Consider the following 23,065-nt stretch of genomic DNA (forward strand, 5'->3'; position numbering starts at 1 on the left):
CCGGATCCGGTGGCCCGGTCGGGGGTTCGGGTCGGGGAACATCCGCGGGCGGGTCGCGGTTGTATCCCCCGTACGACCGCAGCAGCGGGCGACATCACCGGCCTGTCCCGGCGTTTGTGGCCGGATGGGTGTGGTGTCCGGTTTCCGGGTCGTGATCGACTCGGCCGGGTGGGCGGATCCGTGGAATGCTCACCACCCGCCGACGGTTGTATCCCCGGTACGACCGCAGCAGCGGGACAGCCCCTCCGGTTTCCCCACCGAGAGCAGGGCATCCTCTTCTCTCCCGTTTTCGACCCACGCTCCCTGTCGGGGGTGTTCGGGTCTTTCATCCCCGGAAAATGGAAGGCGACCATCATGACTTTCGTCAACCGGTGGCTACCGGCCATCACCGAAACCCCGATCCGTAAGACCGCGCTCGGCATCGCCGGACTCGCCGTCGTCGGCGGCGCGATCGCCGGCCCCGCCGTCACCATGGGCACCCCGGCACCGTCGATGGACATGACCCCCACCGCCGTGACCCAGCAGATCGGCGACCTGGACAAGGGTCAACCGTCGAAGGTCCTCGACGTGAACTACGAACCGCAGTCGACGTACTTCTACTGCGCCCCGGCCGCGACCCGGATCGCACTGTCCGCGCAGGGACACACCCCCAGCCAGGACGACGTGGCCCGACAGCTGGGCACCACCGAGGCCGGCACCAACTCGGCCGAGGACACCACCCGCGTGCTCAACAACGCCGGCGGCAAGGACTACCACACCGTCGCCATCCCGGACGAGACCGCCAAGCCCGCCGAGATGGACCGACTCCAGGTCGACGTCGTACACGCCATCGACAACAACCGGCCGGTCGTGGCCAACATCAAGGGCACCGCGGTCGACACCGACGGCATGGCCCACTCCTACGAGGGCGGGCACTACCTGACCGTCGTCGGCTACGACGACCACGGCCGCAAGGTCAAGATCGCCGACCCGGCCGAGCCGAACCACAGCGAGTACTGGATGAGCACCATCAACCTCGCCAACTGGGCCGCCGAACGCGGCTACTCCGCCTGACCGACAAACCCGCACCACCACAAACGGGCCGGCTCCCCACCACGGGGAGCCGGCCCGTTCCGTCGTACCGTCACCCACCCGCACCGGGGCTCAGGCCGGTACGCCCAGTTCCTCGGCGAGGCGGGCGATGCCGCCACGGACCAGTCGCCCGTAGTCGTCGTCCGGAAGCACCGGGACGGCGTGCCGGGCCAAGGCGAGATGCTCCCGCGCCTCGTCCGGTCGTCCCAGCTTCCGGTAGTCGTCCGCGAGGTTGAGGTGCAGCGAGGGACGCATCCCCTCCACGGTCAGCGCCGAATGGTGCCGCTGCGCCCGTACGTCGGTGAGCACGTCGGCGGCGTCCAGGGCCCGCAGGTCCCAGCGGAGTTCCTCGGCCGGGTCGTCCTGCAGGTCGGCGAGGTAGTGGGCCAGGGAGCACCGGTGCAACGGATCGCCGTCCGGCCCGATCCGGCCCCAGAGTTCGGTGAGCCGCTCCCGCGCCTCGTCGACCCGGCCGGCCCGTCCCCACTCGACGGCCTCGATGATGCTCGCCAGCATGTCGTCGACGTCGTCCGGCATCTGCCCACTCCCTCCACCCGGCCCGACCCACCGTGGTGTCGGGACCTGCCACCGGCCGGTCAGCGCGCCGGCCGAGCCGCCATGCTCGGGGCTCAACAAGGTCGAGGGTCAAGCGAGCGACCGGACGCTCTCCCGGCTCGGGAAGGTCTGCGGGTGAGCGACCGGACGCGCTCCCGTCGCGGACCCGGCGCCGGGGGTCGGGCGACCCGCCGCAGGCCCGGGGTTTCAGAGTTCCCCGAGCGACATCGCGGTGGTCACCGCCGCCGTCCGGTCCGACACGCCCAGTTTGGCGAACGCCCGCAGCAGGTGGGTCTTCACCGTCGCCTCGCTGATGTGCAACTCGCGGCCGATCTCCGGATTCGACAGTCCCCGGGCGACCAACCGCAGCACCTGCACCTCACGTGGGGAGAGCGCCTCCTGCCGGGGGCGGCGTACCCGACGGATCAGCCGGGTGGCCACCGACGGGGCGAGGATGGTCTCGCCGCGCGCCGCCGCCCGTACCGCGCCGACCAGGTCCGCCCGGGAGGTGTCCTTGAGCAGGTAGCCGGCCGCGCCCGCCTCCACCGCCCGCAGGATGTCCGCGTCCGTCTCGTACGTGGTCAGCACGACCACCCGGGTCGTCGGGACGAACGCCAGCACCTGCCCGGTCGCGCCGACGCCGTCCAGGCCCGGCATGCGCAGGTCCATCAGGACCAGGTCAGGCCGCAGCGCCTGGGCGACCCGCACCGCCTCCGCGCCCGAGCCCGCCTCACCGACGACCGCGATGTCCGGCTCGCCCTCCAGCATGGCCCGGATCCCGGCCCGGACCACCGGATGGTCGTCGACCAGCACGACACAGATCATCCGTCCGCCACCTCCACCCGGACCGTCGTCCCGGCACCGGGCCGCGACTCCACCGTGAGTTCGCCCGCCACCTGTTCCACCCGCGCCGACATCGCGCCCAGGCCGTAGCCGCCGGCCGCCGGTGTGCCGAAGCCACGGCCGTCGTCGGCCACCACCAGCAGCACCCCGTCGGACCGGTACGCCAGCCGGACCGTGACCGAGGTGGCGTCCGCGTGCTTGCGCACGTTCGCCAGCGCCTCCTGGGTGACCCGCAGCAGCACCACCTCGACCGTGGTCGACAGTGCGCGGGGCTCCCCGGTCACGACAACCTGCCCGACCAGCCCGGTCTCGGCGCTGAGCCGGTCGACCAGCCGCCGTGTCGCGTCCGCGAGGGACGAGTGGGCGAGCGCCGACGGGGTCAGTGCGCCGACCAGCGCCCTCGCCTCGGCCAGGTTGTCCCGGGCCACACCGGTCGCGGTCCGCAGGTGCCGCCGGGCCTGGGCCACGTTCCCGTCGAGCTCGGCCTCGGCGGCCTGGAGCAGCAGCACCACACTGGTCAGACCCTGGGCGATCGTGTCGTGGATGTCGCCGGCCAGCCGCTGCCGCTCGGCCGCGACCCCGGCCTCGTGGGAGAGTCGGCCCACCTCGGCACGGCTGGCGTCCAACTCCTCGATCAGCACCGCCCGTTCCTCGTTCTGCCGGGACACCTGACGGGCCCAGGTGCCGAAGACGGCGGAGATCAGGATGACGACCACGGCCGTCGGCCCCGGGCCGGTGAGGGCGTCCCGCAGATCACCGGTACGCAGCACGTACACCGTCACACCGGCCAGGTTGAACAGCACCACCGCGCCGGTCGCCGGCAGCGCAGGCAGCACCATGTACGCCTGCGCGCAGACCGCGAGCAGGACGAAGGACGCGGCGCTGACCGAGGCGACCGCCGGTACGTAGAGCAGCAGGGCCACCCCGAGGTAGACCACGCCCCGCCAGCCCTCCACCTCGTCGCGGGCGACGGCCCGCCCCCAGAACAGGTACCAGCCGGTCATCGCGGCGAGCAGCACCACCGCCCTCGCCCGGTCCGACCCCGGTCTGCTCAGGTCGGCCAGGACGAAGGTGGTGGTGGCGACCGCCGCGAGTCCGAAGTAGAGCTCCCAGAGGGGGTACCGGCGCTGCCAGGCTCCTCTGCGGGTCTCCGGACTCACCGCTCCCCGTGGCCGCGCCAGCGGAAGGTCCTCAGACACAGCAACAGCCCTCCGATGCACCAGACGGCGAGCACGAGCGCGGTGCGACCATGCTCCCACGACCGGGTGACCTCCTGCGGCAGGATGGTGTCGGGCAGGAACACCGACCGGAAGCCCTGGGCCATCCACTTGAGCGGGAACAGCGACCCCACCCGCAGCAGCGGCTCGGGCAGCGCCGAGACCGGGGTGTAGAAGATCCCCGAGATGAACGCCAGCACCAGGTAGGGCAGGTTCATCACCGCGCCGGCGCTGCGCCCGGAGCGGGCCAGGCTGCTGGCCGCGATGCCCAGGAAGGAGCAGCCGGTGACACCGAGCAGGAAGACCCAGCCGAAGGTCAGCCAGCGCCCCGGCTCCGAGGGCAGGTCGACACCGAACATCAGCATGCCGATCGCGAGCAGCAGCACCACCTCGGCCACGCTGATCACCAGCACCATGAGGACCTTGCCGAGGAAGTAGGCCGACGCCGGCACCGGAGCGCCGCGCAGCCGCTTCAACGTGCCGTCGTCCCGGTCGGCGGCGATGCTGACCCCCAGGTTGACGAACGTGGTGGACGCGATGCCGGCGGCGATCATGCTGGGTACGAGGTACTGGGCCGAGGTGACGGTGCTTCCCTCGTAGACCCCGCTGATCAGTGATCCCAGCAGCGCCAGCAGCACCGCCGGCAGGGCGAAGGTGAAGACCACCGCGTCGCGTTCCCGGAAGAACGCCTTCAGTTCGAGAAGGCCACGGTGCAGCCCGAGAACGGGCACGGAGGCGATGGCGCCGGTCGTGACGATCATCAGGTACCGCTTTCGATCAGGGTGAGGTAGACGTCTTCGAGGCTGGGCCGGGTGATGGTCAGGCCGGGTACCGGTCCGCCGTACCGCTCGGTCAGTTCGGCGACCACCGAGGCCGGGTCGTCGGTCCGGCAGGACCGCGGCGCCGGGCCGTCCCGCCACGACACCGTCGCCTCCGCGGTCGCCCGGCCGCCCAGGGTCGCCGGATCACCCTCGGCCACGATCCGTCCGGCGACGATCACCGCCACCCGGTCGGCCAGGGCCTCGGCCTCGTCCAGGTAGTGAGTGGTGAGCACGACGGTGGTGCCGTAGCCGGTGGTCAGCGAGCGGATCAGGCTCCAGAAGGCGCGGCGTACCTGCGGGTCGAACCCGGTGGTCGGCTCGTCCAGGAAGAGCAGGCGGGGTCGCCCCACCACGCCGAGGGCGACGTCGAGCCGGCGCCGCTGTCCACCGGAGAGGGTACGGACCAGGGCTCCCGCCTTCTCGGTCAGCCCGACCAGCCCGATCACCTCGTCCGGGTCCCGGGCGTCCGGGTAGTACCGGACGAAGTGCCGGACCGACTCGGCCACGGTGAGTTCGTTCAGGTCGCGGGCGTTCTGCAGGACGATCCCGATGCTCCGGCGCCAGCGCAGCGGAGCCCGCCCGGGATCCGTGCCGAGCACCGAGACCTCGCCCTCGTCCCGCTCCCGGTAACCCTCCAGGATCTCCACCGTCGTGGTCTTGCCCGCGCCGTTCGGGCCGAGCAGCGCGAGGATCTCGCCTTCGGCGACGTCGAGGTCGAGGCCGTCGACGGCCGGCTCACCCCGGTAGCGTTTGCGGAGCCCCCGTACCCGGACGGCGTTCTGGTCGGTCATGTGTCGAGGATGCGCGAGGCCGGGGTGGCGCCGCGACGACCGGTGGACTGAACCGTGCTGTCCACCGGTCGGTGGACGGCACGGGCGTCCCGATCCGGGCCGGGCGGCGGGCTACCACGAACGTGGTATGCCGGGCGAGGTCCGGCTACGTACAGTTGCGGCGTGCGACGGTGGATGGTGGACGCCGGCATCCTGGCGATCACCGGCGCGGTGACCGGATACCGGCTGGCGGTGACCGACGCGGCCCCCGGCGACCAGGCTGCCGATCCGTGGGCGTACGGGATCGGGCTGCTGATGACGCTCGCCCTGCTCGGCCGGCGGCGCTGGCCGGCCCTGGTGCTGGCGGTGGTCAGCGGGCTCTTCCTGCTCTACCACGTCTGGCACTATCCGGGCGGCGCGCCGGCCCCGCCGATCTGGGTGGCGCTGTGCTCGGTCGCGCTCGCCGACCGGCGCCGGCCCGGCCTGGTCCTGGCCGGTCTGTTCATCCTCTTCGACCTCCATTCCCGGATGGTGGTGGAGGGGGTGGAGCCGCTGACCGCCACCCTGGACGGCTCGACCCTGGTCTTCCTGGCCGCGCTGCTGCTCGGTGAGTCGATCCGGAGCCGGCGGATCCGGCTGGCGCTGGTGGCCGCCGAACGCGACCGGGCGGTCGAACGACGCCTCGTCGAGGAGCGCCTGCGCATCGCCCGGGAACTGCACGACGTCACCGCACACACCCTGGCCGTGGTCGGCGTCCAGGCCGGGGTCGCCGCCGAGGTGCTGGAGGAGGACCCGGCGCAGGCCCGCGCCGCGCTGGAGGAGGTCCGGCGGGCCAGCCGGGAGGCGATGGTGGAGCTGCGGGCCGCGGTCGGCGTGCTCCGGGACGGCACCCGGGCCACCGACCCGACCGACGGGACCGGCCCGGAACGGGCCAGGCTCCTCGGGAGCGACCCGGAAGGACTCGGACTCCCCGGGACCGACGAGGAACGAGTCGGACTCTCCGGGACCGGCCCGGGACAGGTCGGATTCCCCGGGACCGGCTCCGTCGGGGGGTCCAGCGCCGTCCGGGTGGGCCCGGTCGGCCCCCGCCGGCCGCCGTCGGACGTCCCGTCACCCCCGCCGCCGGTGCCCGTCCTCGACCGGCTGCCCGCGCTGGTCGCCGCCACCGGTGCGGTCCTGGCCCGGGACGGCGAGCCGCGCCCGTTGCCCCGGGCGGTGGAGGCGACGGCGTACCGGATCGTGCAGGAGGCGGTGGCGAACGCGGTCCGGCACGCCGACGCCGGACGGATCGAGGTACGACTCGGTTACCGGGCGGATGGCCTGACGGTGACGGTCCGGGACGACGGCCGGGGCGCCACCGGCCCGCCCGGCAACGGGCTGCGTGGCATGACGGAACGTGCCACCGGCCTGGGCGGCTGGCTGCGCGCCGGCCCGGCGGAAGGGGGCGGTTTCCAGGTGCGGGGGTGGCTGCCGGGATGACCCGGGTGCGAGTGCTGTTGGCCGACGACCAGACGCTGGTGCGGGCGGGCTTCCGGGTGCTGCTGGAACGGGCACCCGACATCGAGGTGGTCGCCGAGGCGACCGACGGCGACGAGGCGATCGCGCTCACCCGCGCGCACCGGCCGGACGTCGTACTGATGGACGTGCGGATGCCCGGCACCGACGGGCTGACCGCGACCCGGCGGATCCTCGCCGACGACCGGCTGCCCGGGGTACGGGTGGTCGTACTGACCACCTTCGAGCTCGACGAGTACGTCTACGCGGCGTTGCACGCCGGCGCGAGCGGTTTCCTGCTCAAGAACCTGGAACCGGAGGAGTTGCGCCGGGCGGTCCGGGTGGTGGCCGCCGGTGACGCGCTGCTGGCGCCGGAGGTGACCCGTCGACTCGTCGCGGCGTTCGTCAGCGGCCCGGAGGTGCCCGGCCTGCACACGCTGACCGCACGGGAGCGGGAGGTGGTGGCGCTGGTCGCGGAGGGGCTCTCCAACGCGGAGGTGGGTGCCCGGCTCGGCATGAGTACCGCGACCGCGAAGACCCACACCAACCGGGCGATGACCAAACTCGGTGCCCGGGACCGGGCCCAGCTCGTGGTCTTCGCGTACCGCAGCGGGCTGGCCGGGGTACGACGACCGCGGTAGGCCGCCGCGTCGTCGGTCGGATCCGCCCGCGGCCGGCCGTCCATAGCGTCGGAACCATGTTTCTCATCCTTGGTCCCACCCTCAACCTGCTGGCCACCTTCTTCTGGGAGTCCGACTCGCAGGGCAGTACGGCCGGCACGCTCAGCGCCCTGTCCGTGGCCTGCTGGCTCATCGGCCTGCTCGGCCTCTACGACCGGCTGCGGGCCACCGCGCCCCGCTACGTGGCGGTGGCGGTGCCACTGACCGTCTTCGCCACGCTGGGCGGAATCTCGTTCGGCGTGCAGAGCGTCCACGAGGCGCTCTTCGACGTCTCACACGCCCGGGCGGTCGAACTGCTGGACCAGCACCAGTTCGCGGCGACGACCCTCTTCTGGACGGCCGGTCCGCTCTTCCCGCTCGTCCTCTTCGCACTCGGCGCGGTGCTGGCCCGGCTGCGCGCGGCACCACTGCCGGTCGCGGCACTGCTCTGTCTGGGGGCGCTCGCCTTCCCACTGAGCCGGATCACCCGCGAGGCCTCCATCGCGCACGTCGCCGACCTGCTCCTGCTGCTGCCGTTCCTCTACCTCGGGGTGCGAGCGCTGCGGGAACGGGCCCGGCCGACGTCGCCGGCGGTCGACGGTGACGTCGCCGCACAGCCACCCGCCCCGGTGGCGGGCGGCGGCGGTCGGGCCGGCTGATCCCGCACCCGGCCCCGGCCCCGGCTCGTCGCCGTGCGGGACCGGGGCCCATCCGTCGGGGTGCGGGCCCGGACCACGCCACCGGGCGTCGTCCGGGTCCGCTGCGGGCGGCGGAGCCGTCAGCCGTCCACCACGTCCGTCGGCCGCTCGACCCGTACCGGCAGGCCGTAGTCGGAGAACCCGATGGTCGCCCGTACCGTGTTGGCGACGTCGACCGGCGGCTCGGTCAGCCTGCCGCGCTTCTCCCACTGGTAGGTCACCTTCGCCACCCGACCCTCGGCGTCCAGGGTGACATCGCCGGTGAAGGTGACGGTGGCCGACCCGCTGGGCTCGTCCACCGTCGACACAGCGGTGAAGCGGTACGCCCGCTCGCCGGTCGAGGTGATCTCGGCGTCCGCCTGTCGCAGCACGTCGAACAGATGTTCCCGGTCGGCGGAGCCGCTCAGCGCCCCGTCCATCACGTGGTGGTCGAAGCCGAGCCGGTCGTGTCGCCCCGGATCCCGGACGAACTGTCCGCCGGTGGTGTGGATGAACATTTCGCCGTTGACCAGCCGCTGGCTCTCCACCCCGTCGGTCCGGACGTACCCGGTCGCCGTCGCCGGGTCGAACGCCCCCTCCGAGGTGTACGACGCGTCCGGCGTGACGGTGTCGCCGTACGACTTGTTGTAGGTGGTCGTGGCAGTGACCCGGTAGCTGAGTGCCTCGCTGGCGGCGATGGCCGCGACCAGTTCCAACCGCGGCGAGGACGCGGCCCCCACCGTCACACCCGACCGGTCGGTCGACGCCGGCCCGGGCCAGGCGACCACGGTGGCCCCGGCCACGGCCAGCACCACGCAGGAGGCACCGACCACCGCGACCGTCCGCCGACGTCGCGCCCGTACCCCGCGCAGCATGATCTGTCCGGTCGGTGGCGGCGTGGTCGGCTCGTCGTCGACCAGCGCGCGCAGTCCGCCCGACAGTCGCGAGTCAAGATCGTTCATTGCTGTTCACCTGTTCCGTTCCAGGATCGGCTCGCGCACCGTCTGCCGCAGCTTTGCCAGGGCGCGCGAGTACTGACTCTTGACCGTGCCGACCGAGCAGCCGAGCGCCTCCGCGATCTGTCGCTCGGAGAGGTCCTCGTAGTGCCGCAGGACCACCACCGCGCGCTGCCGCGGCGGCAGCGCCCGCAGCGCCCGCCGCAGCTCACCGTCGTCGGGCTCCGGACCCTGCGGCGCCGCCCGCTCCGGTACGTCGGCGACGAGACTCTCCCGTCGCCACCGCCGCCACGCCGAGGTGTGGCCGTTGATGACGACCCGCCGCAGATAGGCGTTCAGGTCGTCGTGGCGGGACAGCCGACGCCACCGCTCGTACATCCGGACCAGGCTGTCCTGCAGCAGTTCCTCCGCCCGCCACCGGTCGCCGGTCAGCAGCATCGCCAGCCGCAGGTGGCGCTGCCAGGCCGATTCGACGAAGGCCACGAATGATGTGTCGGCCGCCGACAGCGGCCCGGCTCGGTTCGTCACGGTCCTACCACGTGGCCGGCCCGGAAAAGGTTGCCCGGGTCTGTCAGCCGGACAGCAGGTGGCGCGCCTGGGTCAGGGTGGTCGGTTCGCCGTGGCTGTCGACGTACCACTGGTAGTCGTCGTCGAGCAGGTCGTGCAGCATCGCCACGTCGAGGCCGTCGTCCGGGCCCCGCAGGTGGAACGGCGGCGGATAGAAGCAGTCGCCGAGCAGCGCCACCCCGGAGTCCGGCACCAGGACAACCGTCGAGTCGGGGGCGTGCCCGCCACCGACGTGCCGCAGCCGTACGCCGCCGGGCAGGGTCAGCTCGTCGGTGAAGGTGGTGTGCGGCGGTACGACGGCGAAGTCCTCCCAGCCCTCCATCGCCAGCGCGCGGGCCCGGAAGCTCGGCCCCAGCCGGGGATTCGCCCGGACCTCGTCACGCAGGTAGCGGTGGCTCCACGGGCGGGCCGCCTCGGCTTCGAGCAGCTCCCGGCCGGCGACGTGGCCGATCACCTCCACCTCCGGCCAGGCGCAGGCGCCCCAGACGTGGTCCCAGTGGTGGTGGGTGTAGACCAGTCGACGGGCCGGTGGCAGCCCGGTGTCCCGGATCGCGGCCTGGATCTGGCGGGCGTGCGCCGGTGACTGGCCGGCGTCGACGATCACACTGCCCCGGTCGTCGGCGACCACGGCGACGCTGCCCCGGACGTTCTCCGGATCCGGGTCGCCGGGGAAGATCCAGACCCGCCCGGCGAGCGGCGCAAGGGTGGTGGTGATGGCGATCAGCTCCTCGGGCCGACGGGTCCGGCAGCGGACCGCGTGGCCTGGCTCACCAGGACCCGACCGGCGCGCTGCACCGGACTACCGTACGGCGTAGCGGGTGGAGCGGAGGCAAGAGATGATCAGCCGTACCGATGTGGAGAACGCGACGATCCGGATCGCCGGGCATGTCCGGTCGACCCCGGTGGTCGAGGTCGAGCCTGATCTCGCTGGTCCGGCCGGGGCACTCTGGCTCAAACTGGAGTACCTGCAACACACCGGATCGTTCAAGGCCCGGGGCGCGTTCAACCGGATCCTCGCCGCGGCCGAGGTCGGCGAGTTGCCGGCGGCCGGCGTGGTCGCCGCCTCCGGCGGGAACGCCGGCCTCGCCGTCGGCTACGCGGCGCGCCGCCTCGGCGTCCCGGCGGAGGTGTACGTACCGACCACCGCCCCCGAGGTGAAGGTGGCGAAGCTGCGGCGGCTCGGCGCCACCGTGGTCCGGCACGGCCGGGAGTACGCCGAGGCGTACGAGGCGGCGACAAAACGGACCGCCGAGACCGGGGCGCTCTTCTGCCACGCGTACGACCAGCCGGAGATCTGCGCCGGGCAGGGCACCGTCGGGCGGGAACTGCTCGACCAGCTCGGCGACCTGGACACCGTACTGGTCGCGGTCGGTGGCGGCGGGCTGCTGGCCGGGGTGGCGACGGCGCTGGAGGGGGTGACCCGGGCGGTCGCGGTGGAGCCGGAGTCGGTGCCGACGCTGCACGCGGCACTGGCCGCTGGCGGCCCGGTCGACGTGGAGGTCTCCGGCGTCGCCGCCGACGCGCTCGGCGCCCGCCGGGTCGGCGACATCGCCTACGACGTGGCGGTCCGGACCGGGGTGACGAGTGTGCTGGTCGACGACACCGAGATCGTCGAGGCACGACGGCTGCTCTGGGACCGGTACCGGATCGTGGTGGAGCACGGCACCGCCGCCGCGCTCGCCGCGCTCACCGCTGGCGCCTACCGGCCGGCCCGCGGGGAACGGGTCGCCGTCCTGCTCTGTGGCGCCAACACCGACCCGGCCGACCTCGGCTGACCGGCGGTTGCGCCCGGTTGGGGCCGGGAACCCGTCCGCTGCCGTCCCGGTCCGGCCGACCTGGGCCGGGGTACGTCGACCCCACTGGTGCCCGGCCAGTCCACCGCCGGACCGAGCAGCTCGACCAACCGGGTCGCGTCGGACTGCGCCTGGCCGCCGCAGCAGTTGTTGAGCAGCACGTGCAGCTCGGTGTGCTCGGCGGCGAAGTCCCGCAGCCGGCCGGCCCAGTCGGCGAGTTCGTCGTCGGTGTACGCGTACCGGAACTTCTCCTGCTTGTCCCCGGTCTCCCAGGCCGGGCTGTGGCCGTGGAAGCGGATCACGGCCGGTTCGGCGGTGCCGAGCAGGACCGGCGGTACGGAGGAGGCGTACCCCTGTGGCATGTCGACGCTGACGATCGAGATGTCGTGCCCGGCGAGGAAGCCGAAGGTGTCCGGTGCGGTGGTCGGTTCGTACCAGGAGGCGTTGCGGAACTCGACCGCGACCCGCAGTGGCCGGCAGCGTTCGGCGAGCTCGCGGATCCGCCGCTTGGCCGGCTCGCCGTGCGCCAGCCAGGGCGGGAACTGGAACAGCAGCACACCGAGTTTGCCGGCCGCGTCGAGCGGTGCGACCACGGACCGGAACCTCTCCCACAGCCGCTCGTACGTCCGCGCCGGCAGGTCCCGACGACGGACCCGACCGGTTTCCCGGCCCTCCGGTCGCAGGTCACGCGGCAGCGCCGTCACCTCTGTCGGATGGCCGGTGAACAGGCTGAACGCCTTGACGTTGAAGGTGAAGCCGGTCGGGGTCCGGTCGGCCCACGCCTCGACCGTCTCGACCGCCGGCAGCGCGTAGTACGTGGTGTCCACCTCGACCAGACCGAACCGCTCCGCGTAGTAGGCCAGCCGGCCGGCCGGGGTGTTGACCGACCGGGGATACCAGCCCGAGGCGAGCAGCGACCGGTCCGCCCACGACGAGGTGCCTACCCTGAGCGCGCCCATGCCTGACAGTTCTCCACCAGACACCCCGGTCGAAACCTCCACGACCGGTGGAAATCACCGAGGTCCACAGGTGACCGTCGCGGGACGGGACGGCGTGCCCCGGCCCGCGTCCGTCGCGGCCTGGTTCGCGTCCGTCGCGGCCCGGACGAACTCGCGGATCCTCGCGGTGGTGTTGCTCTCCAACCAGACCAGCCCACGATGGATCGGCGGGGCGTCGTGGATCGGCACGTACGTGATGTCCGGCCGTGCGTGGTAGCGCCGGCTCAGCTCACCAACCGGCAGTACGCCTCGGCCGAGCGCGACCAGCGAGAGCATCTCGGAGAACGTGTTGCCGGCCGGGCCCTTGGGCACCGGACGGCCGGACGGGGTCCACTCCGGGGTCCGGTCGCGTTTGAACTCGGCCGAGGTGATCTCCGGGTACTGCACGACGGGAAACTCGGCGAGGACCTCCAGGGAAACCGCCTCCGCTTCGGCGAGCGGATGCCCGACGGCCACGGCCAGCAGACGTCGTTCCGCCAGCAGGGGTGGTCCACAGGCCATGCCGTCGAAGGGGAACGAGGCGATGAGGAGGTCGACCGACCCGTCGAGCAGGCTGGCCCGGGAGTTGGCGAGCTGCACCTCGCGTACCTCGACCTCACAGTCGGGGTGCCGTTCGGTGAACAGGCTCACCGCCCTGAGCAGGGTCGGGGCCGTCCACTCGCCGAGAAAGGCCACCCGGAGTCGTCCGGTCACGCCCCGACCCGCCTCGACCGCCCGGCGTACCGCCTCGGCCATCCCGTTGACCAGCGGCGCCAGGTCGTCGGCGAGTTGACGGCCGATCGGGGTCAGTTGGACGACCCGGCTGGTACGTGCGAACAGCGGCGCGCCGATCCGGCGTTCCAGTTTCCTGACCACATGGCTGATCCGGCCGGTGGTGACCCGCAACCGCAGTGCGGTACGACCGAAGTGCAGTTCCTCGGCGAGCGTCAGGAACGTCTCGATCTCGTGCCGCTCCAGCAGCTGACTGGAGACGACAGTCTCGGCCGTCGTCTGCGGCATCGTGTCCCCCTCACCGGTTTCGGAACGTCCCACTCGAAACCGTTGCCGATCGTTGCCGCCCGCTCCGCACCGCCGCCGATCGTTGAATCTGGCGCAACGATCGTAGCTTGATCAAGTCTTGGTGGCCGCTACGGCGGCGCGAATAGTGGAGGCCGTCCCCGGTCGTGCCGGAAAGTCCCGGCGACGGCCGACATGACGACCATGGGAGCGAGCGGATGCCCAGCGCCACCCAGAACCTGCAGAATCCCGTCACCGACTACCTGGCCGGACTCGACGACCCGTTGCGGAAGGTCGGTGAGAGACTGCGTGGCATCGTCGATGCCGCGCTGCCCGAGGCGACCGGCGCGATGTGGCACGGCCACCCGACCTGGAGTCTCGGCGGGAAATCCGGGCAGCGGCCGGTCTGCCTGCTGAAGGCGTACGGCTCGTACGTGACCTTCGGGCTGTGGCGGGGCCAGGAGGTCGACGACGGTCCGGACGGCTCGTCCCCGGCGCCCGCCAGATGGCGTCGGTGAAGCTCACCAGCGTCGAGGACATCGACCCCGACCTTTTCGCCGACTGGTTGCGGCAGGCACACGACCTGGAATCGAGGTAACAGATGCTGCGGGTGAAGGCATTCGACCATGTGGTGCTCCGGGTACGCGACGTCGAACAGGCCCTGGAGTTCTACTGCGGCAGGCTCGGTCTGGAGCCGGTCCGGGTCGCCGAGTGGCGGGCCGGCACCGCCCCGTTCCCCTCGGTACGGGTCAGTCCGGAGACCATCCTGGACCTGGTGGCCAGCACCGGCGGGTCGACGCTCGACCACATCTGCCTGGTCGTCGAGCCGGTCGACTGGCAGGAGGTGGTCAACTCGGGCACGTTCACCGTTGTCGACGGTCCGGGAACCCGGTTCGGCGCCCGGGGCGACGCGCACGCCCTCTACGTACGGGACCCGGACGGCAACACCGTCGAGCTGCGGTGGTATCCGCAGGACAGCCCAGCCTGACGTCGACCACCGGAACAGGACGGGGTGCCGGGTCCGACGGATCCGGCACCCCGGGTGGCGTCCGACGCCGCCACGGACCCGGCGACCATCCCGAGGCGGTCCCGCCCGGTCGGTGCCCGATCAGCGGCCCAACGTACGACCGAGCAGGCCGAGCAGCCCGTACCCGTCGTCGATGACCGCGTCCGGCGCGCGGTCCGACAGCGGCGGCTCCACGTCCGAGCGCGGTGAGCGCATCAGCACCGCCGCCCCGGCGCCGGCGCGACGGGCACAAAGCACGTCCCGGTTCACCATGTCGCCGACGAACCAGCACTCCTCCACCGGTACGCCGACCTCCCGGGCCGCGCGCCAGGCCAGTTCCGGGTTCGGTTTCCGTAACCCCACCTCGTCGCTGTAGAGCTGGCTCACGAACAGGCCACCCAGCCCGGCCGCGGCGAGGAAGTCCCGGTGCGCGGCCCCGCAGAGCGCGTTGCTCACCACGGCGAGCGGCAGCCCGGCGTCGGTCGCCGCCCGTAGCGCCTCGGGAATCCCCGGCCGCACCGCCCAGTCGTCCTGCCAGGACCAGGCGTAACTGAGCGGGGTCGCCTCCCGGCGTACCGCCTGCCGGGCCGACTCCGGCCAGTCGACCGTCACGAAGTCGTTCCACACCTGCTCGTGCCCGAGTTCCACCGGTCTCGGCTCGGCGCTGGCCGCGTGCCGCCACGCGGCGTACCGCCGGGTGCCGTCGACAAGATCCTGCTCGATCCGGTCCGCCGGTACAGCAGATCCGACCAACCGGTGCAGCCGGCGTACCAGCTCCGGCGGGGCAGGGCGGCGGACACCGGGCGGGCGCGGTGGCCCGTCGACGAGTACGCCGCCGAAGTCGAGGAGCAACGCGCGCGGTGGACGGAGCATGCGTCCATTCTCGCCGAAACGCTCCGACCCGCCCGCGTCGCCGGCACCCCGTCGGCGCTGGGCGGTGTCGCGGTCGTGGTGGTGGCCGGTGCGGACGACATCCTGACCGCGGCACTGGTGCTCAACTCGCGTTCGCGGCCGTCAGCAAACACGGCGCGGCGCGGCCCTCTGGTCAGCGGTGCTGAACCCAGAGGTTCTCCTCGACGTACACACCGTGGTCCTGTTCGACGTCGATCCGGACGAGGTTGAGTGCCCCGGGGATGACGTACTCCCCCGTCACAGGGAAGACCATTTCCGTCCAGCTCTCCCATTCCGCGACGGTGCCTTCGATCACCATCGACCTCGGCGCGGTACCGAGCACCCGGGCACCCATCCGTTGGTGGGTGCGGATCCACGGGTCGATCGAGAGTCCGTCGGGCCGTGTCCACCCGGCGTACTCGTCCATCGGAACCGTCGGGTACCGGTGCTTCCAGGTCGGGCGCAACGGAGCGATGACGTGCGCCAACCCCTGGTCACGGGCCCGTCGCGTCAGCTCCTGGAGTACCACCGTGGCGAGGCCACGCTTGTCGTGCGACTCGCCGACGGCGGCAGCCATGAAACTCAGGGTGGTGGCCGGGATGTCGGCCTCCCGGGCCTCCACGGCCCGGACCAGCGCGGCGTCATAACCCGACGGCAGGTCACCGACGGCACCGTTCCAGGGAACCGGCACCCCCCACCCCCCGGCGACCACGGAGCCATGGTCGAGCACCATGATGTCGAACAGGCCGAAGTACTTCTCGGCCCGATCCGTGTACCTCCGGGGAACCTCGTCGTGGAAGACGAACTCCGGCCAGCGCTCCTTGAACACGGCAGCGGCCGTCTCCCGCAGATCGGGCCTGTCCGCGCGAGTCACGATCTCCACCGCAGGACCATACATCGCCTCGTCGGTCGACCTGATCGGCCGCGGGCCGCGCCGCACCCGGCGACCCGATCGGTGCGTGGCGATCAGTCACCGCGGCTTCGGCACCACGGGGCGGCGGGCGGCGGCGGGCGCCCGTACAGTGTGCACACCCTCGATCAAGGAGGACGTCTTGTCTGAGTCGCCACCGGCGCCGGACTCTCCCCCATCCGCCGACTCCGAACCCAGCGGTGTCGACCTGCCCGGCACCGGCACGCCGTACCTGCTCGTCATGCCGTCGGTCGACGGTGCGCCACCGACGATGACCTGGCCGGGGCCGGAGGGCCGGCCGGGCTGGGCCATCCCGGTCACCATCCCGGCCGGCACCCGGGGCTATGCGGTCTTCGTGCCCTTGCTGCCGGCGGACACGACGCTTCCGACCGGGGTACGCCCGGCCGTGGCGCTGCCGGCCGAGACCACGGCGGCCAGCACGACAACGGTGAGCACGGCGACCGGGACGCCGGTGGCGGAGACGGCACCGGCTGACGTGTCCGCGGCCACGCCGGCATCGGCACCGTCGCCGTCGACCGAGGCGCCGCCAGCGAGCGCCTCGACCGAGGCGGAGGTTGCCGCAGAGCCGTCCGCCGGGACCCCGGCCGAGGCAACGTCGAGCGGGACGCCGTCGCCGGGGACGCGGTCACCCGGAAGCCCGACCGGCACGCCGTCGACCGGCACCCCGACCGCGACGCCGTCGACCAGCACCGCAACCGGGGCGCCGGCGTCCGGCGCCCCGGGCCAGACCGCCGGCAGCGGACACACCAGCACCCCGGGACCGGCCTGGCAGGGCGCGCCCGGATTCACCCCCGCACGGCCGTACCACATGCCGCTCGGTCCCCCACGGCCGTCGTTCCTACAGACCCGGTGGCCGGGGCCGGCGCCCGGCCGGGGCTGGGCCGTACCGGCGGCGGTCCTCGTCGGGGCACTCGGGCACGCGTTTTTTGTCCCGCTCAACCGCACCGGCATCGGCTGGCTGCTCGGCTGGCTCACCCTGACCATCGGGGTCGTGCTGGCGGTCCGGGGGAACGCCGGCGCACTGCCCCGTACCGAGCGGTGGGTCCGGGCCGGCTGGGCCGCGGCGGCGCTCGCCCTGCTCGCCGTGCTCGCCTTCCGCAACGCCTGGTGGCTGGTGACTTTCTGCGTCCTCGGCGCGCTGGGCTGTGCGACGCTCGCCATCATCGGCGGCCGGCTCGTACGCTCGATCCTGTTCAGCCTGGTGGCCGCCCCCTTCGCGGCGTTCCGAGGGCTGCCGTGGGTACGCCGGCACGTCCGCACCTCCGCGAGTCCCACGGCCGCCCGGCGGATCGTCGGCTCGGCGGCGGCGACACTGGCCGTACTGCTCGTCTTCGGCGCACTGCTCTCCTCGGCCGACGCCGCCTTCTCCGTCGTCCTCGGCGAACTCGTGCCCGAGGTCAACGTCGGCACGGTCTTCAAGTGGCTCTTCCTGCTGGCCGTGGGTGGGCTGACCGCGGTCGCCGCGGTCTACACCCTCGCCGCACCCCCGGATCTGTCCACTGTCGACAAGCCGAGCGACCGTCGGTTCAGCGTGCTGGAGTGGGCCCCGGCGATCGCCGCACTGACCCTGCTCTTCGGCGGTTTTGTCGCCGTGCAGTTCACCGTCCTCTTCGGCGGCCAGCGGCACGTGCTGGAGACCGCCGGCCTGAGCTACGCCGAGTACGCCCGCAGCGGGTTCTGGCAACTCGTCGTCGTCACCCTGCTGACGCTCGCCATCCTGGGCGGCGTGACCCGGTGGGCCCGACGGGACCGACCGGTCGAGCGTGTCCTGCTGCGGGTCCTGCTCGGCCTGCTCAGCGCGCTCAGCGTGGTGATCGTGGTCTCCGCGCTGTCCCGGATGTACACCTACCAGGAGGTTTACAGTTTCACCGGTGAACGGATCTTCGTGATGGCGTTCGAGCTGCTGCTCGGCGCGGTCTTCCTGATGATCCTGGCAGCCGGGATCCGCTGGCGCGGCGGCTGGATCCCCCGGGTCACCGTGGGACTCGTCGTCCTGATGCTGCTGGGCCTGGCCGGGCTCAACCCCGAGGCCTACGCCGCCCGCCGGAACATCGCCCGCTACCAGGAGACCGGGAAGATCGACGCCTGGTACCTGCGGGCGCTCTCCGCCGACGCGACCCCGGCCCTGGCCACGCTGCCCGATCCGGTACGCCGCTGCACGCTGAGCTGGATCGACGAGGAACTGGCCGAGCCGGATCCCTGGTACGCCTGGAACCTGGGCCGGATCCGGGCCCGGCAGGCCCTCGACCGGCTGGGCCCGAACGCGGTCGGCGGGCCGAAGGACTGTCGGGCGGCCGACCAGTTCGACCTGCCCAAGATCCGCCGGTGACCCCGGTGCGGGTGGTCCGGCGGAGCATCGACCGGCCCACCCGCACCACCGGCGCGAGTCGCACCGACGACGGCGCCCAGCGGCGCGAACACCGGCGGTTCGGCCCGTTAGGCGGGCCGGAAAGCGGGTAGCCAACCCCGCGATCCGGAGTTCGCCGGCCGGATCGTCGACAGGCGTCGACGAAGCGAGGATGACCGCCGGATGATTCAGCTGCGGGAGAAGAGTCGGCTCGGGGGGTGCCGTGTGCGCCAGCCGGATTGACGAGTACGGTCTTCTCGCCGACGGCCGCTCCGGCGCGCTGGTGAGCCGTGACGGGTCGGTGGACTGGTGGTGTCCCGCCCGGTTCGACGGCCCGTCGGTCTTCGCCCGCCTGCTCGACAACGACACCGGCGGGCACTGGTACATCCGGCCGGCCGGGGACTTCGACGTCGAGCGCCGCTACCTCGACGAGACCCTGGTGCTGCGGACCGTCTTCACCACGGGGGACGGCTCCGTGGCGGTCACCGACGGGCTGGCCCTGGACGCGGAGGCCCGGGGACACGACGTCGGACGCTATCCACCGGGTCTGCTGCTGCGGGAGGTGCAGGGCCTCTCCGGGAGCGTGCCGATGGTGATGTCGTACGCCCCCCGGTTCGAGTACGGCCGGGTGCGGGCACACCTCCTCCGGCACGGCGAGACGATCCTCGCGAGAGCCACCGGCACCACCCTCGGCATGACCGCCTCGGTCCAGGTGGAGTGCCGGGACGTTGACGCGTCGGCGACCTTCACCGTGGAGGCCGGCCAGCGGGAGACGTTCTCGCTGTCGTACTCGCCGACCTACCACCAGCCGGAGCCGGTCGCGGCCGACGTGTCGGCGGCGTTGGCCGACACGGTCGAGGCGTGGCACTCCTGGACCGGCCAGCACGCCTACCCCGGGCTGTACGGGTCGCTGGTACGCCACAGTGCGATGGTCCTGCAGGGGTTGACCTACCAGCTCAGCGGGGCGGTGGTCGCCGCGGCGACCACCTCGGTACCGGTGACGCCGGAGGGCGGGCAGAGCTACGACTACCGGTACGTGTGGCTGCGGGACTTCAACCTGACCCTCCGGGCGCTCTCCATCGCGGCCTGCCCGAACGAGGCGGCACGGCTCTTCCAGTGGATGGCCGAGGCGATCGGCGTAGTGGGCCTGGAGCCGATCCCGATCATGGTCGGTGTCGAGGGCGAGCGTGACCTGAGCGAACGCCGGATCGACGTACTCGACGGATACGTCGAGGCCGGTCCGGTCCTGCTCGGCAACGACGCCTGGACCCAACAGCAGCATGACATCCTCGGCCAGATCGTGGACGCCGCCTGGCTGCTGCGCAAGAGCCTCGACCCGATGCCGGACGACGTACGCCGGCTGCTCCGGGACATCACCGAGCAGGCGGCCCAGACCTGGCGGGAGCCGGATGCCGGGGTGTGGGAGATCCGGGAGCGGGTGCGGCACAACCTGACCTCCAAGGTGAGCTGCTGGCTGGCGCTGGACCGGGCGGTGCGGTTCGGCAGCGTGCTGGGCGGTCCCGCCGAACTCAGGCGCTGGGCGGCGATTCGGGACGAGATCCGGACCGCGGTGCTGCGACAGGGCTGGAACGACCGGGTCGGCGCCTACACCGGCGCCTTCGACTCCGACCAGTTGGACGCCTCGGTGCTGAGCCTGCCGCTGATCGGCTTCATCCCCGCCGACGATCCGCGGATGCTGGCGACGGTGGAACGGATCGAACGGGAGCTGACCGTCGACGGTCTGGTCCGGCGCTGGCCGGGCGAGCCGGCGGGCTTTGTCATCTGCTCGTTCTGGCTGTCGCAGTGCCACGCGCTGGCCGGCAACCTCGACCGGGCCGTCGACCTCTTCGAGGGCATCGTCAGCAGGACCAACGACCTCGGCCTGTTCGCCGAGCAGATCGACCCGGGCACGGGACGACAGGTCGGCAACTTTCCCCAGGCGTTCTCCCACATCGGGCTGATCTCCGCCGCGTGGCGGCTCACCACTGCGCAGGTCGAGACGTACTCCCCGAACCGCGGGGCGACGTCCTGAGCCACACCGGTCCGCCCGAGGGCGTCACGGCAGCAGCCGGTGCCGCTCCGCCCAGCCCCGTACCGCGGCGGCGATCGCCTCCGGCTGGTCCTCTGGTGCGTGGTGGCCGGCGGGTCCGAGCCGCGCGATGTCGAGATTGGCGACGGTCGCCGCGCACCACTCGACCAGTTCGGGTCCCAGCATCGCGCCGGGCCCGGGTTCGAAGGCGAGCAGCAACTTCGGTACGTCGGCGCTCGCGGCCAGCCAGGCGTCGTACCGCTCGACGCGCGTCACGACGTCGGCGGGTTCGCCGTCCAGCGGCATGGCGCGCGGCCACTGCAGCAACGGCCGGCGACTCTCCGGGGTCGGGTACGGCTCCAGGTACACCCGGAGATCGTCGGCGGCGAGGCCGCTGGCGACGGTGAACGGCAGCATGTCGGTGAGAAACAGGTTCTGTTCGAGGATCATGCGCTCGCCGACCCCCGGCGTCCTGATCGACCGAAACAGGTCCCGGCCGCCCTCGGGGAACTCCTCCCACGTCATCGGCTTGACGATCGTCTCCAGGAACGCCAGGCCGCGTACCCGGTCGGGGTGCCGGGCGGCCCAGTCGAACGCGAGCGCGCCGCCCCAGTCGTGGCCGACGAGTACCACCTGGTCCAGGCCCAGCGCGTCGAACCACGCGTCCAGATACCGCGCGTGGTCGTCGAAGGTGTACGCGACCTCGGGCTTACCGGACTGCCCCATCCCGATCAGGTCGGGTGCGAGCCGGCGTCCGGCGCCGACCGCCGGCATGACGTGCCGCCACAGGTACGAGGAGGTGGGGTTGCCGTGCAGGAAGACGATCGGCTTCCCGGTGCCGACTTCCCGGTGGAACATCGTCGAGTCGAGGACGGGTGTGCTGGGCATGAGCTGACCTTTCAGAGGGGTGGGACGTGCTGTCGACGGCGGGGCGGCCGGGTGGGTCATTTCTTTCTGGCGATCGCCTCGCGCCAGATGAGCCCCGCGATGCTGGGCCGGACCTCGGTGGTGATCACCGCCATCGCCCGGCGGACGAACCGGTCGTCGGTCAGCTGCGCCAGCATGCTCGCCGCCAGGTCGGACCGGGCCGTGAACAGTCCGTCCGCGACGTCCTCCTCCACCCGGTGACGGGTGACGGTCGGGTGGTCGAACAGACCGGACGGCCGGGCGATCGTCCAGTCCAGGTCGCTGTCCCGGACGATCGCCTCCATCCGGCGCATGTCCTCGTGGGCGGTACGCCCCATCCGGCGGTTCACCAGCGGGTCCATCACGTTGTTGAAGAAGAGTTCGCCGGTCGGTCGCCACCTCGGGTCCAGCACGCTGGAGCTGACGGTGACCAGCCGCTTCACCCCGTACCGGTGCATCGCGGCCACGATGTTCGTGTTGCCCCGGGAGTAGACCGTGATCGGCTTCGGGGAGAGCGGCACCCCCAGGCTGGACAGGACGGCGTCGCTGCCGGCCACCGCCCGTTCGACGGCGTCGGGGGCGGTGACGTCGGCGGTGACCACGGTGAGGCCGGGCCGGGGCTGGACGGCGTCGGGCCGGCGGGTGACGGCGGTGACCTCGTGACCGGCGGCCAGCGCCTGCGTGGTGAGCTGCCGGCCGGTGGGGCCGCTGGCTCCGAAGATGACGGTACGCATCTGTGCGCTCCTCGTTGTGGGCTTGATCGCGTTGACCATGCCGGGCGGAGCGCGGAGTATTCAACCGTGATGAATAAAGGCCGGGGGCGGCCACGCGGCAATCCCGACACCAAGGCCCGGATCGCCGAGGCCGCCCGTGAACTGTTCCTGCGGCACGGCTACCAGGGCACCACGGTCCGCGCCGTCGCCGCCGCCGCCGGGGTCGACTCGGCGCTGATCAGCTATCACTTCGGCTCCAAGCAGGGACTTTTCGGTCAGTCGCTGAACCTGCTCTGCGTCGAGTCGCCCGCCCTCCTCCACGCCCTGCAGGGCGACCAGGCCGGCCTCGCCGACCGGCTGCTCACCGCCGTCACGACACTCTGGGACGCCACCGCCCCCACCGAGAACCGGATGGCGTTGCAGGACGACGACACGATGCGCGCCTTCCGGGGCTACCTGGAAAGTGAGCTGCTCGTCCGCATTGCTGAATTTCTCGGCGGCCCCGACGCCACCGATCGGGCCACCGCCGCCGTCGGCGTGATCGGCGGCCTGATCTTCACCCGGTACCTGAACCCGATCCGGCCCCTCAACACCCTGCCGTCGGCGGAGATCCGCCGGATCTTCGCACCGGCACTGCGCGCCGCCCTGCACCCGCGGCCCCTCCGACCCGGTCCCGTACCGGCCGCCGTCCGTCGCCGGTCGGGTTCCGAGGCCAGCTGTCCGGCCGACCGCGTGGAGCCTGGAAGCCGACGTCCGTTGGCGCGCGCCTGACCTAGCCAGCGACGGTACGCCGACAGTCTCCGCACCGCGGGCTTCCAGGTCAGC

General features: G+C 72.3%; 24 protein-coding genes. 10 read left to right on the forward strand and 14 right to left on the reverse strand.

What is annotated here, in order from left to right; all coding sequences use genetic code 11:
• Positions 1-354: 354 nt before the first annotated feature.
• Positions 355-1,053 (forward strand): C39 family peptidase, encoded by a 699-nt coding sequence (locus tag V1633_RS33835; RefSeq protein ID WP_331216224.1) that lies wholly within the window; start codon positions 355-357, stop codon positions 1,051-1,053.
• A gap of 90 nt (positions 1,054-1,143) precedes the next feature.
• On the opposite strand, the gene V1633_RS33840 is transcribed toward V1633_RS33835, so the two are convergent.
• From V1633_RS33840 to V1633_RS33860, 5 genes are all read right to left on the reverse strand, one after another.
• The gene (locus V1633_RS33840) at positions 1,144-1,608 is read right to left on the reverse strand and encodes a hypothetical protein (protein ID WP_331218370.1); all 465 of its coding nucleotides are present in this window, start codon (positions 1,606-1,608) and stop codon (positions 1,144-1,146) included.
• Between the two features lie 225 nt (positions 1,609-1,833).
• Positions 1,834-2,451 (reverse strand): response regulator transcription factor, encoded by a 618-nt coding sequence (locus V1633_RS33845; RefSeq protein WP_331218371.1) that lies wholly within the window; start codon positions 2,449-2,451, stop codon positions 1,834-1,836.
• Positions 2,448-3,629: a sensor histidine kinase gene (locus tag V1633_RS33850; protein ID WP_331218372.1), complete on the reverse strand. Its 1,182-nt coding sequence runs from the start codon at positions 3,627-3,629 to the stop codon at positions 2,448-2,450. The genes V1633_RS33845 and V1633_RS33850 overlap by 4 nt, the downstream gene beginning before the upstream one ends.
• Complete coding sequence (locus tag V1633_RS33855) at positions 3,626-4,447, reverse strand: ABC transporter permease (protein WP_331218374.1); 822 nt, start codon at positions 4,445-4,447, stop codon at positions 3,626-3,628. Before V1633_RS33855 ends, V1633_RS33850 begins: the two co-directional genes overlap by 4 nt.
• Positions 4,447-5,298, reverse strand: a complete 852-nt coding sequence (locus tag V1633_RS33860; RefSeq protein ID WP_331218375.1) for an ABC transporter ATP-binding protein — start codon at positions 5,296-5,298, stop codon at positions 4,447-4,449. The genes V1633_RS33855 and V1633_RS33860 overlap by 1 nt, the downstream gene beginning before the upstream one ends.
• Before the next feature lie 162 nt (positions 5,299-5,460).
• Between V1633_RS33860 and V1633_RS33865 the strand changes: the two genes are divergently transcribed.
• From V1633_RS33865 to V1633_RS33875, 3 genes are read left to right on the forward strand one after another with little or no spacing between them, the layout of a single operon-like run.
• Positions 5,461-6,756 carry a sensor histidine kinase gene (locus V1633_RS33865; protein ID WP_331218376.1) on the forward strand — a complete coding sequence of 432 codons (1,296 nt, stop codon included), beginning with the start codon at positions 5,461-5,463 and terminating at the stop codon, positions 6,754-6,756.
• Entirely contained in the window at positions 6,753-7,412 is a 660-nt protein-coding gene (locus V1633_RS33870) for a response regulator transcription factor (protein ID WP_331218377.1), read from the forward strand. The genes V1633_RS33865 and V1633_RS33870 overlap by 4 nt, the downstream gene beginning before the upstream one ends.
• 56 nt (positions 7,413-7,468) lie before the next feature.
• Entirely contained in the window at positions 7,469-8,089 is a 621-nt protein-coding gene (locus tag V1633_RS33875; protein ID WP_331218378.1) for a hypothetical protein, read from the forward strand.
• A gap of 119 nt (positions 8,090-8,208) precedes the next feature.
• Here V1633_RS33875 and V1633_RS33880 read toward each other — a convergent pair whose 3' ends face one another.
• The 3 genes from V1633_RS33880 to V1633_RS33890 are packed head-to-tail and all read right to left on the reverse strand — an operon-like array spanning position 8,209 to position 10,258.
• On the reverse strand, positions 8,209-9,069 hold the full coding sequence (locus V1633_RS33880) for a hypothetical protein (protein ID WP_331218379.1): 861 nt from the start codon (positions 9,067-9,069) through the stop codon (positions 8,209-8,211).
• 6 nt (positions 9,070-9,075) lie between these two features.
• Positions 9,076-9,591 carry a SigE family RNA polymerase sigma factor gene (locus V1633_RS33885; protein ID WP_331218380.1) on the reverse strand — a complete coding sequence of 172 codons (516 nt, stop codon included), beginning with the start codon at positions 9,589-9,591 and terminating at the stop codon, positions 9,076-9,078.
• Between the two features lie 43 nt (positions 9,592-9,634).
• Positions 9,635-10,258: an MBL fold metallo-hydrolase gene (locus tag V1633_RS33890; protein ID WP_331218381.1), complete on the reverse strand. Its 624-nt coding sequence runs from the start codon at positions 10,256-10,258 to the stop codon at positions 9,635-9,637.
• 208 nt (positions 10,259-10,466) lie between these two features.
• On the opposite strand from V1633_RS33890, the gene V1633_RS33895 reads away from it, so the two are divergent.
• Positions 10,467-11,405, forward strand: a complete 939-nt coding sequence (locus tag V1633_RS33895; protein WP_331218382.1) for a threonine/serine dehydratase — start codon at positions 10,467-10,469, stop codon at positions 11,403-11,405.
• Here V1633_RS33895 and V1633_RS33900 read toward each other — a convergent pair.
• Together V1633_RS33900 and V1633_RS33905 are read right to left on the reverse strand one after the other, a co-directional pair.
• On the reverse strand, positions 11,330-12,382 hold the full coding sequence (locus tag V1633_RS33900) for a DUF72 domain-containing protein (RefSeq protein ID WP_331218383.1): 1,053 nt from the start codon (positions 12,380-12,382) through the stop codon (positions 11,330-11,332). The two genes, V1633_RS33895 and V1633_RS33900, sit on opposite strands and share 76 nt — an antisense overlap.
• Positions 12,383-12,436: 54 nt before the next feature.
• Positions 12,437-13,381, reverse strand: coding sequence for a LysR family transcriptional regulator (locus tag V1633_RS33905; protein ID WP_331218451.1), 945 nt, complete (start codon positions 13,379-13,381; stop codon positions 12,437-12,439).
• 254 nt (positions 13,382-13,635) lie between these two features.
• On the opposite strand from V1633_RS33905, the gene V1633_RS33910 reads away from it, so the two are divergent.
• Positions 13,636-13,935, forward strand: a complete 300-nt coding sequence (locus V1633_RS33910) for a DUF1801 domain-containing protein (protein ID WP_331218385.1) — start codon at positions 13,636-13,638, stop codon at positions 13,933-13,935.
• A gap of 83 nt (positions 13,936-14,018) precedes the next feature.
• Positions 14,019-14,405: a VOC family protein gene (locus tag V1633_RS33915; protein WP_331218386.1), complete on the forward strand. Its 387-nt coding sequence runs from the start codon at positions 14,019-14,021 to the stop codon at positions 14,403-14,405.
• Positions 14,406-14,525: 120 nt separating this feature from the next.
• Here the strand turns inward: V1633_RS33915 and V1633_RS33920 are convergent, their stop codons facing one another.
• Both V1633_RS33920 and V1633_RS33925 read right to left on the reverse strand, forming a co-directional pair.
• On the reverse strand, positions 14,526-15,296 hold the full coding sequence (locus tag V1633_RS33920) for an HAD family hydrolase (protein WP_331218387.1): 771 nt from the start codon (positions 15,294-15,296) through the stop codon (positions 14,526-14,528).
• Between the two features lie 172 nt (positions 15,297-15,468).
• Complete coding sequence (locus V1633_RS33925) at positions 15,469-16,197, reverse strand: hypothetical protein (RefSeq protein ID WP_331218388.1); 729 nt, start codon at positions 16,195-16,197, stop codon at positions 15,469-15,471.
• 169 nt (positions 16,198-16,366) lie between these two features.
• Between V1633_RS33925 and V1633_RS33930 the strand changes: the two genes are divergently transcribed.
• Both V1633_RS33930 and V1633_RS33935 read left to right on the forward strand, forming a co-directional pair.
• Positions 16,367-18,574 (forward strand): DUF4153 domain-containing protein, encoded by a 2,208-nt coding sequence (locus V1633_RS33930; protein WP_331218389.1) that lies wholly within the window; start codon positions 16,367-16,369, stop codon positions 18,572-18,574.
• A 241-nt stretch (positions 18,575-18,815) separates the two neighbouring features.
• Positions 18,816-20,624 (forward strand): glycoside hydrolase family 15 protein, encoded by a 1,809-nt coding sequence (locus V1633_RS33935; protein WP_331218390.1) that lies wholly within the window; start codon positions 18,816-18,818, stop codon positions 20,622-20,624.
• A gap of 24 nt (positions 20,625-20,648) precedes the next feature.
• Here V1633_RS33935 and V1633_RS33940 read toward each other — a convergent pair whose 3' ends face one another.
• Positions 20,649-21,509, reverse strand: coding sequence for a haloalkane dehalogenase (locus V1633_RS33940; RefSeq protein ID WP_331218391.1), 861 nt, complete (start codon positions 21,507-21,509; stop codon positions 20,649-20,651).
• Between the two features lie 56 nt (positions 21,510-21,565).
• The gene (locus V1633_RS33945; RefSeq protein ID WP_331218392.1) at positions 21,566-22,261 is read right to left on the reverse strand and encodes an NAD(P)-dependent oxidoreductase; all 696 of its coding nucleotides are present in this window, start codon (positions 22,259-22,261) and stop codon (positions 21,566-21,568) included.
• Between the two features lie 69 nt (positions 22,262-22,330).
• On the opposite strand from V1633_RS33945, the gene V1633_RS33950 reads away from it, so the two are divergent.
• The gene (locus V1633_RS33950; protein ID WP_331218393.1) at positions 22,331-23,011 is read left to right on the forward strand and encodes a TetR family transcriptional regulator; all 681 of its coding nucleotides are present in this window, start codon (positions 22,331-22,333) and stop codon (positions 23,009-23,011) included.
• Positions 23,012-23,065 lie beyond the last annotated feature (54 nt).

The sequence above is a fragment of the Plantactinospora sonchi genome, from assembly GCF_036422035.1.
Taxonomy (GTDB): domain Bacteria; phylum Actinomycetota; class Actinomycetes; order Mycobacteriales; family Micromonosporaceae; genus Plantactinospora; species Plantactinospora sonchi.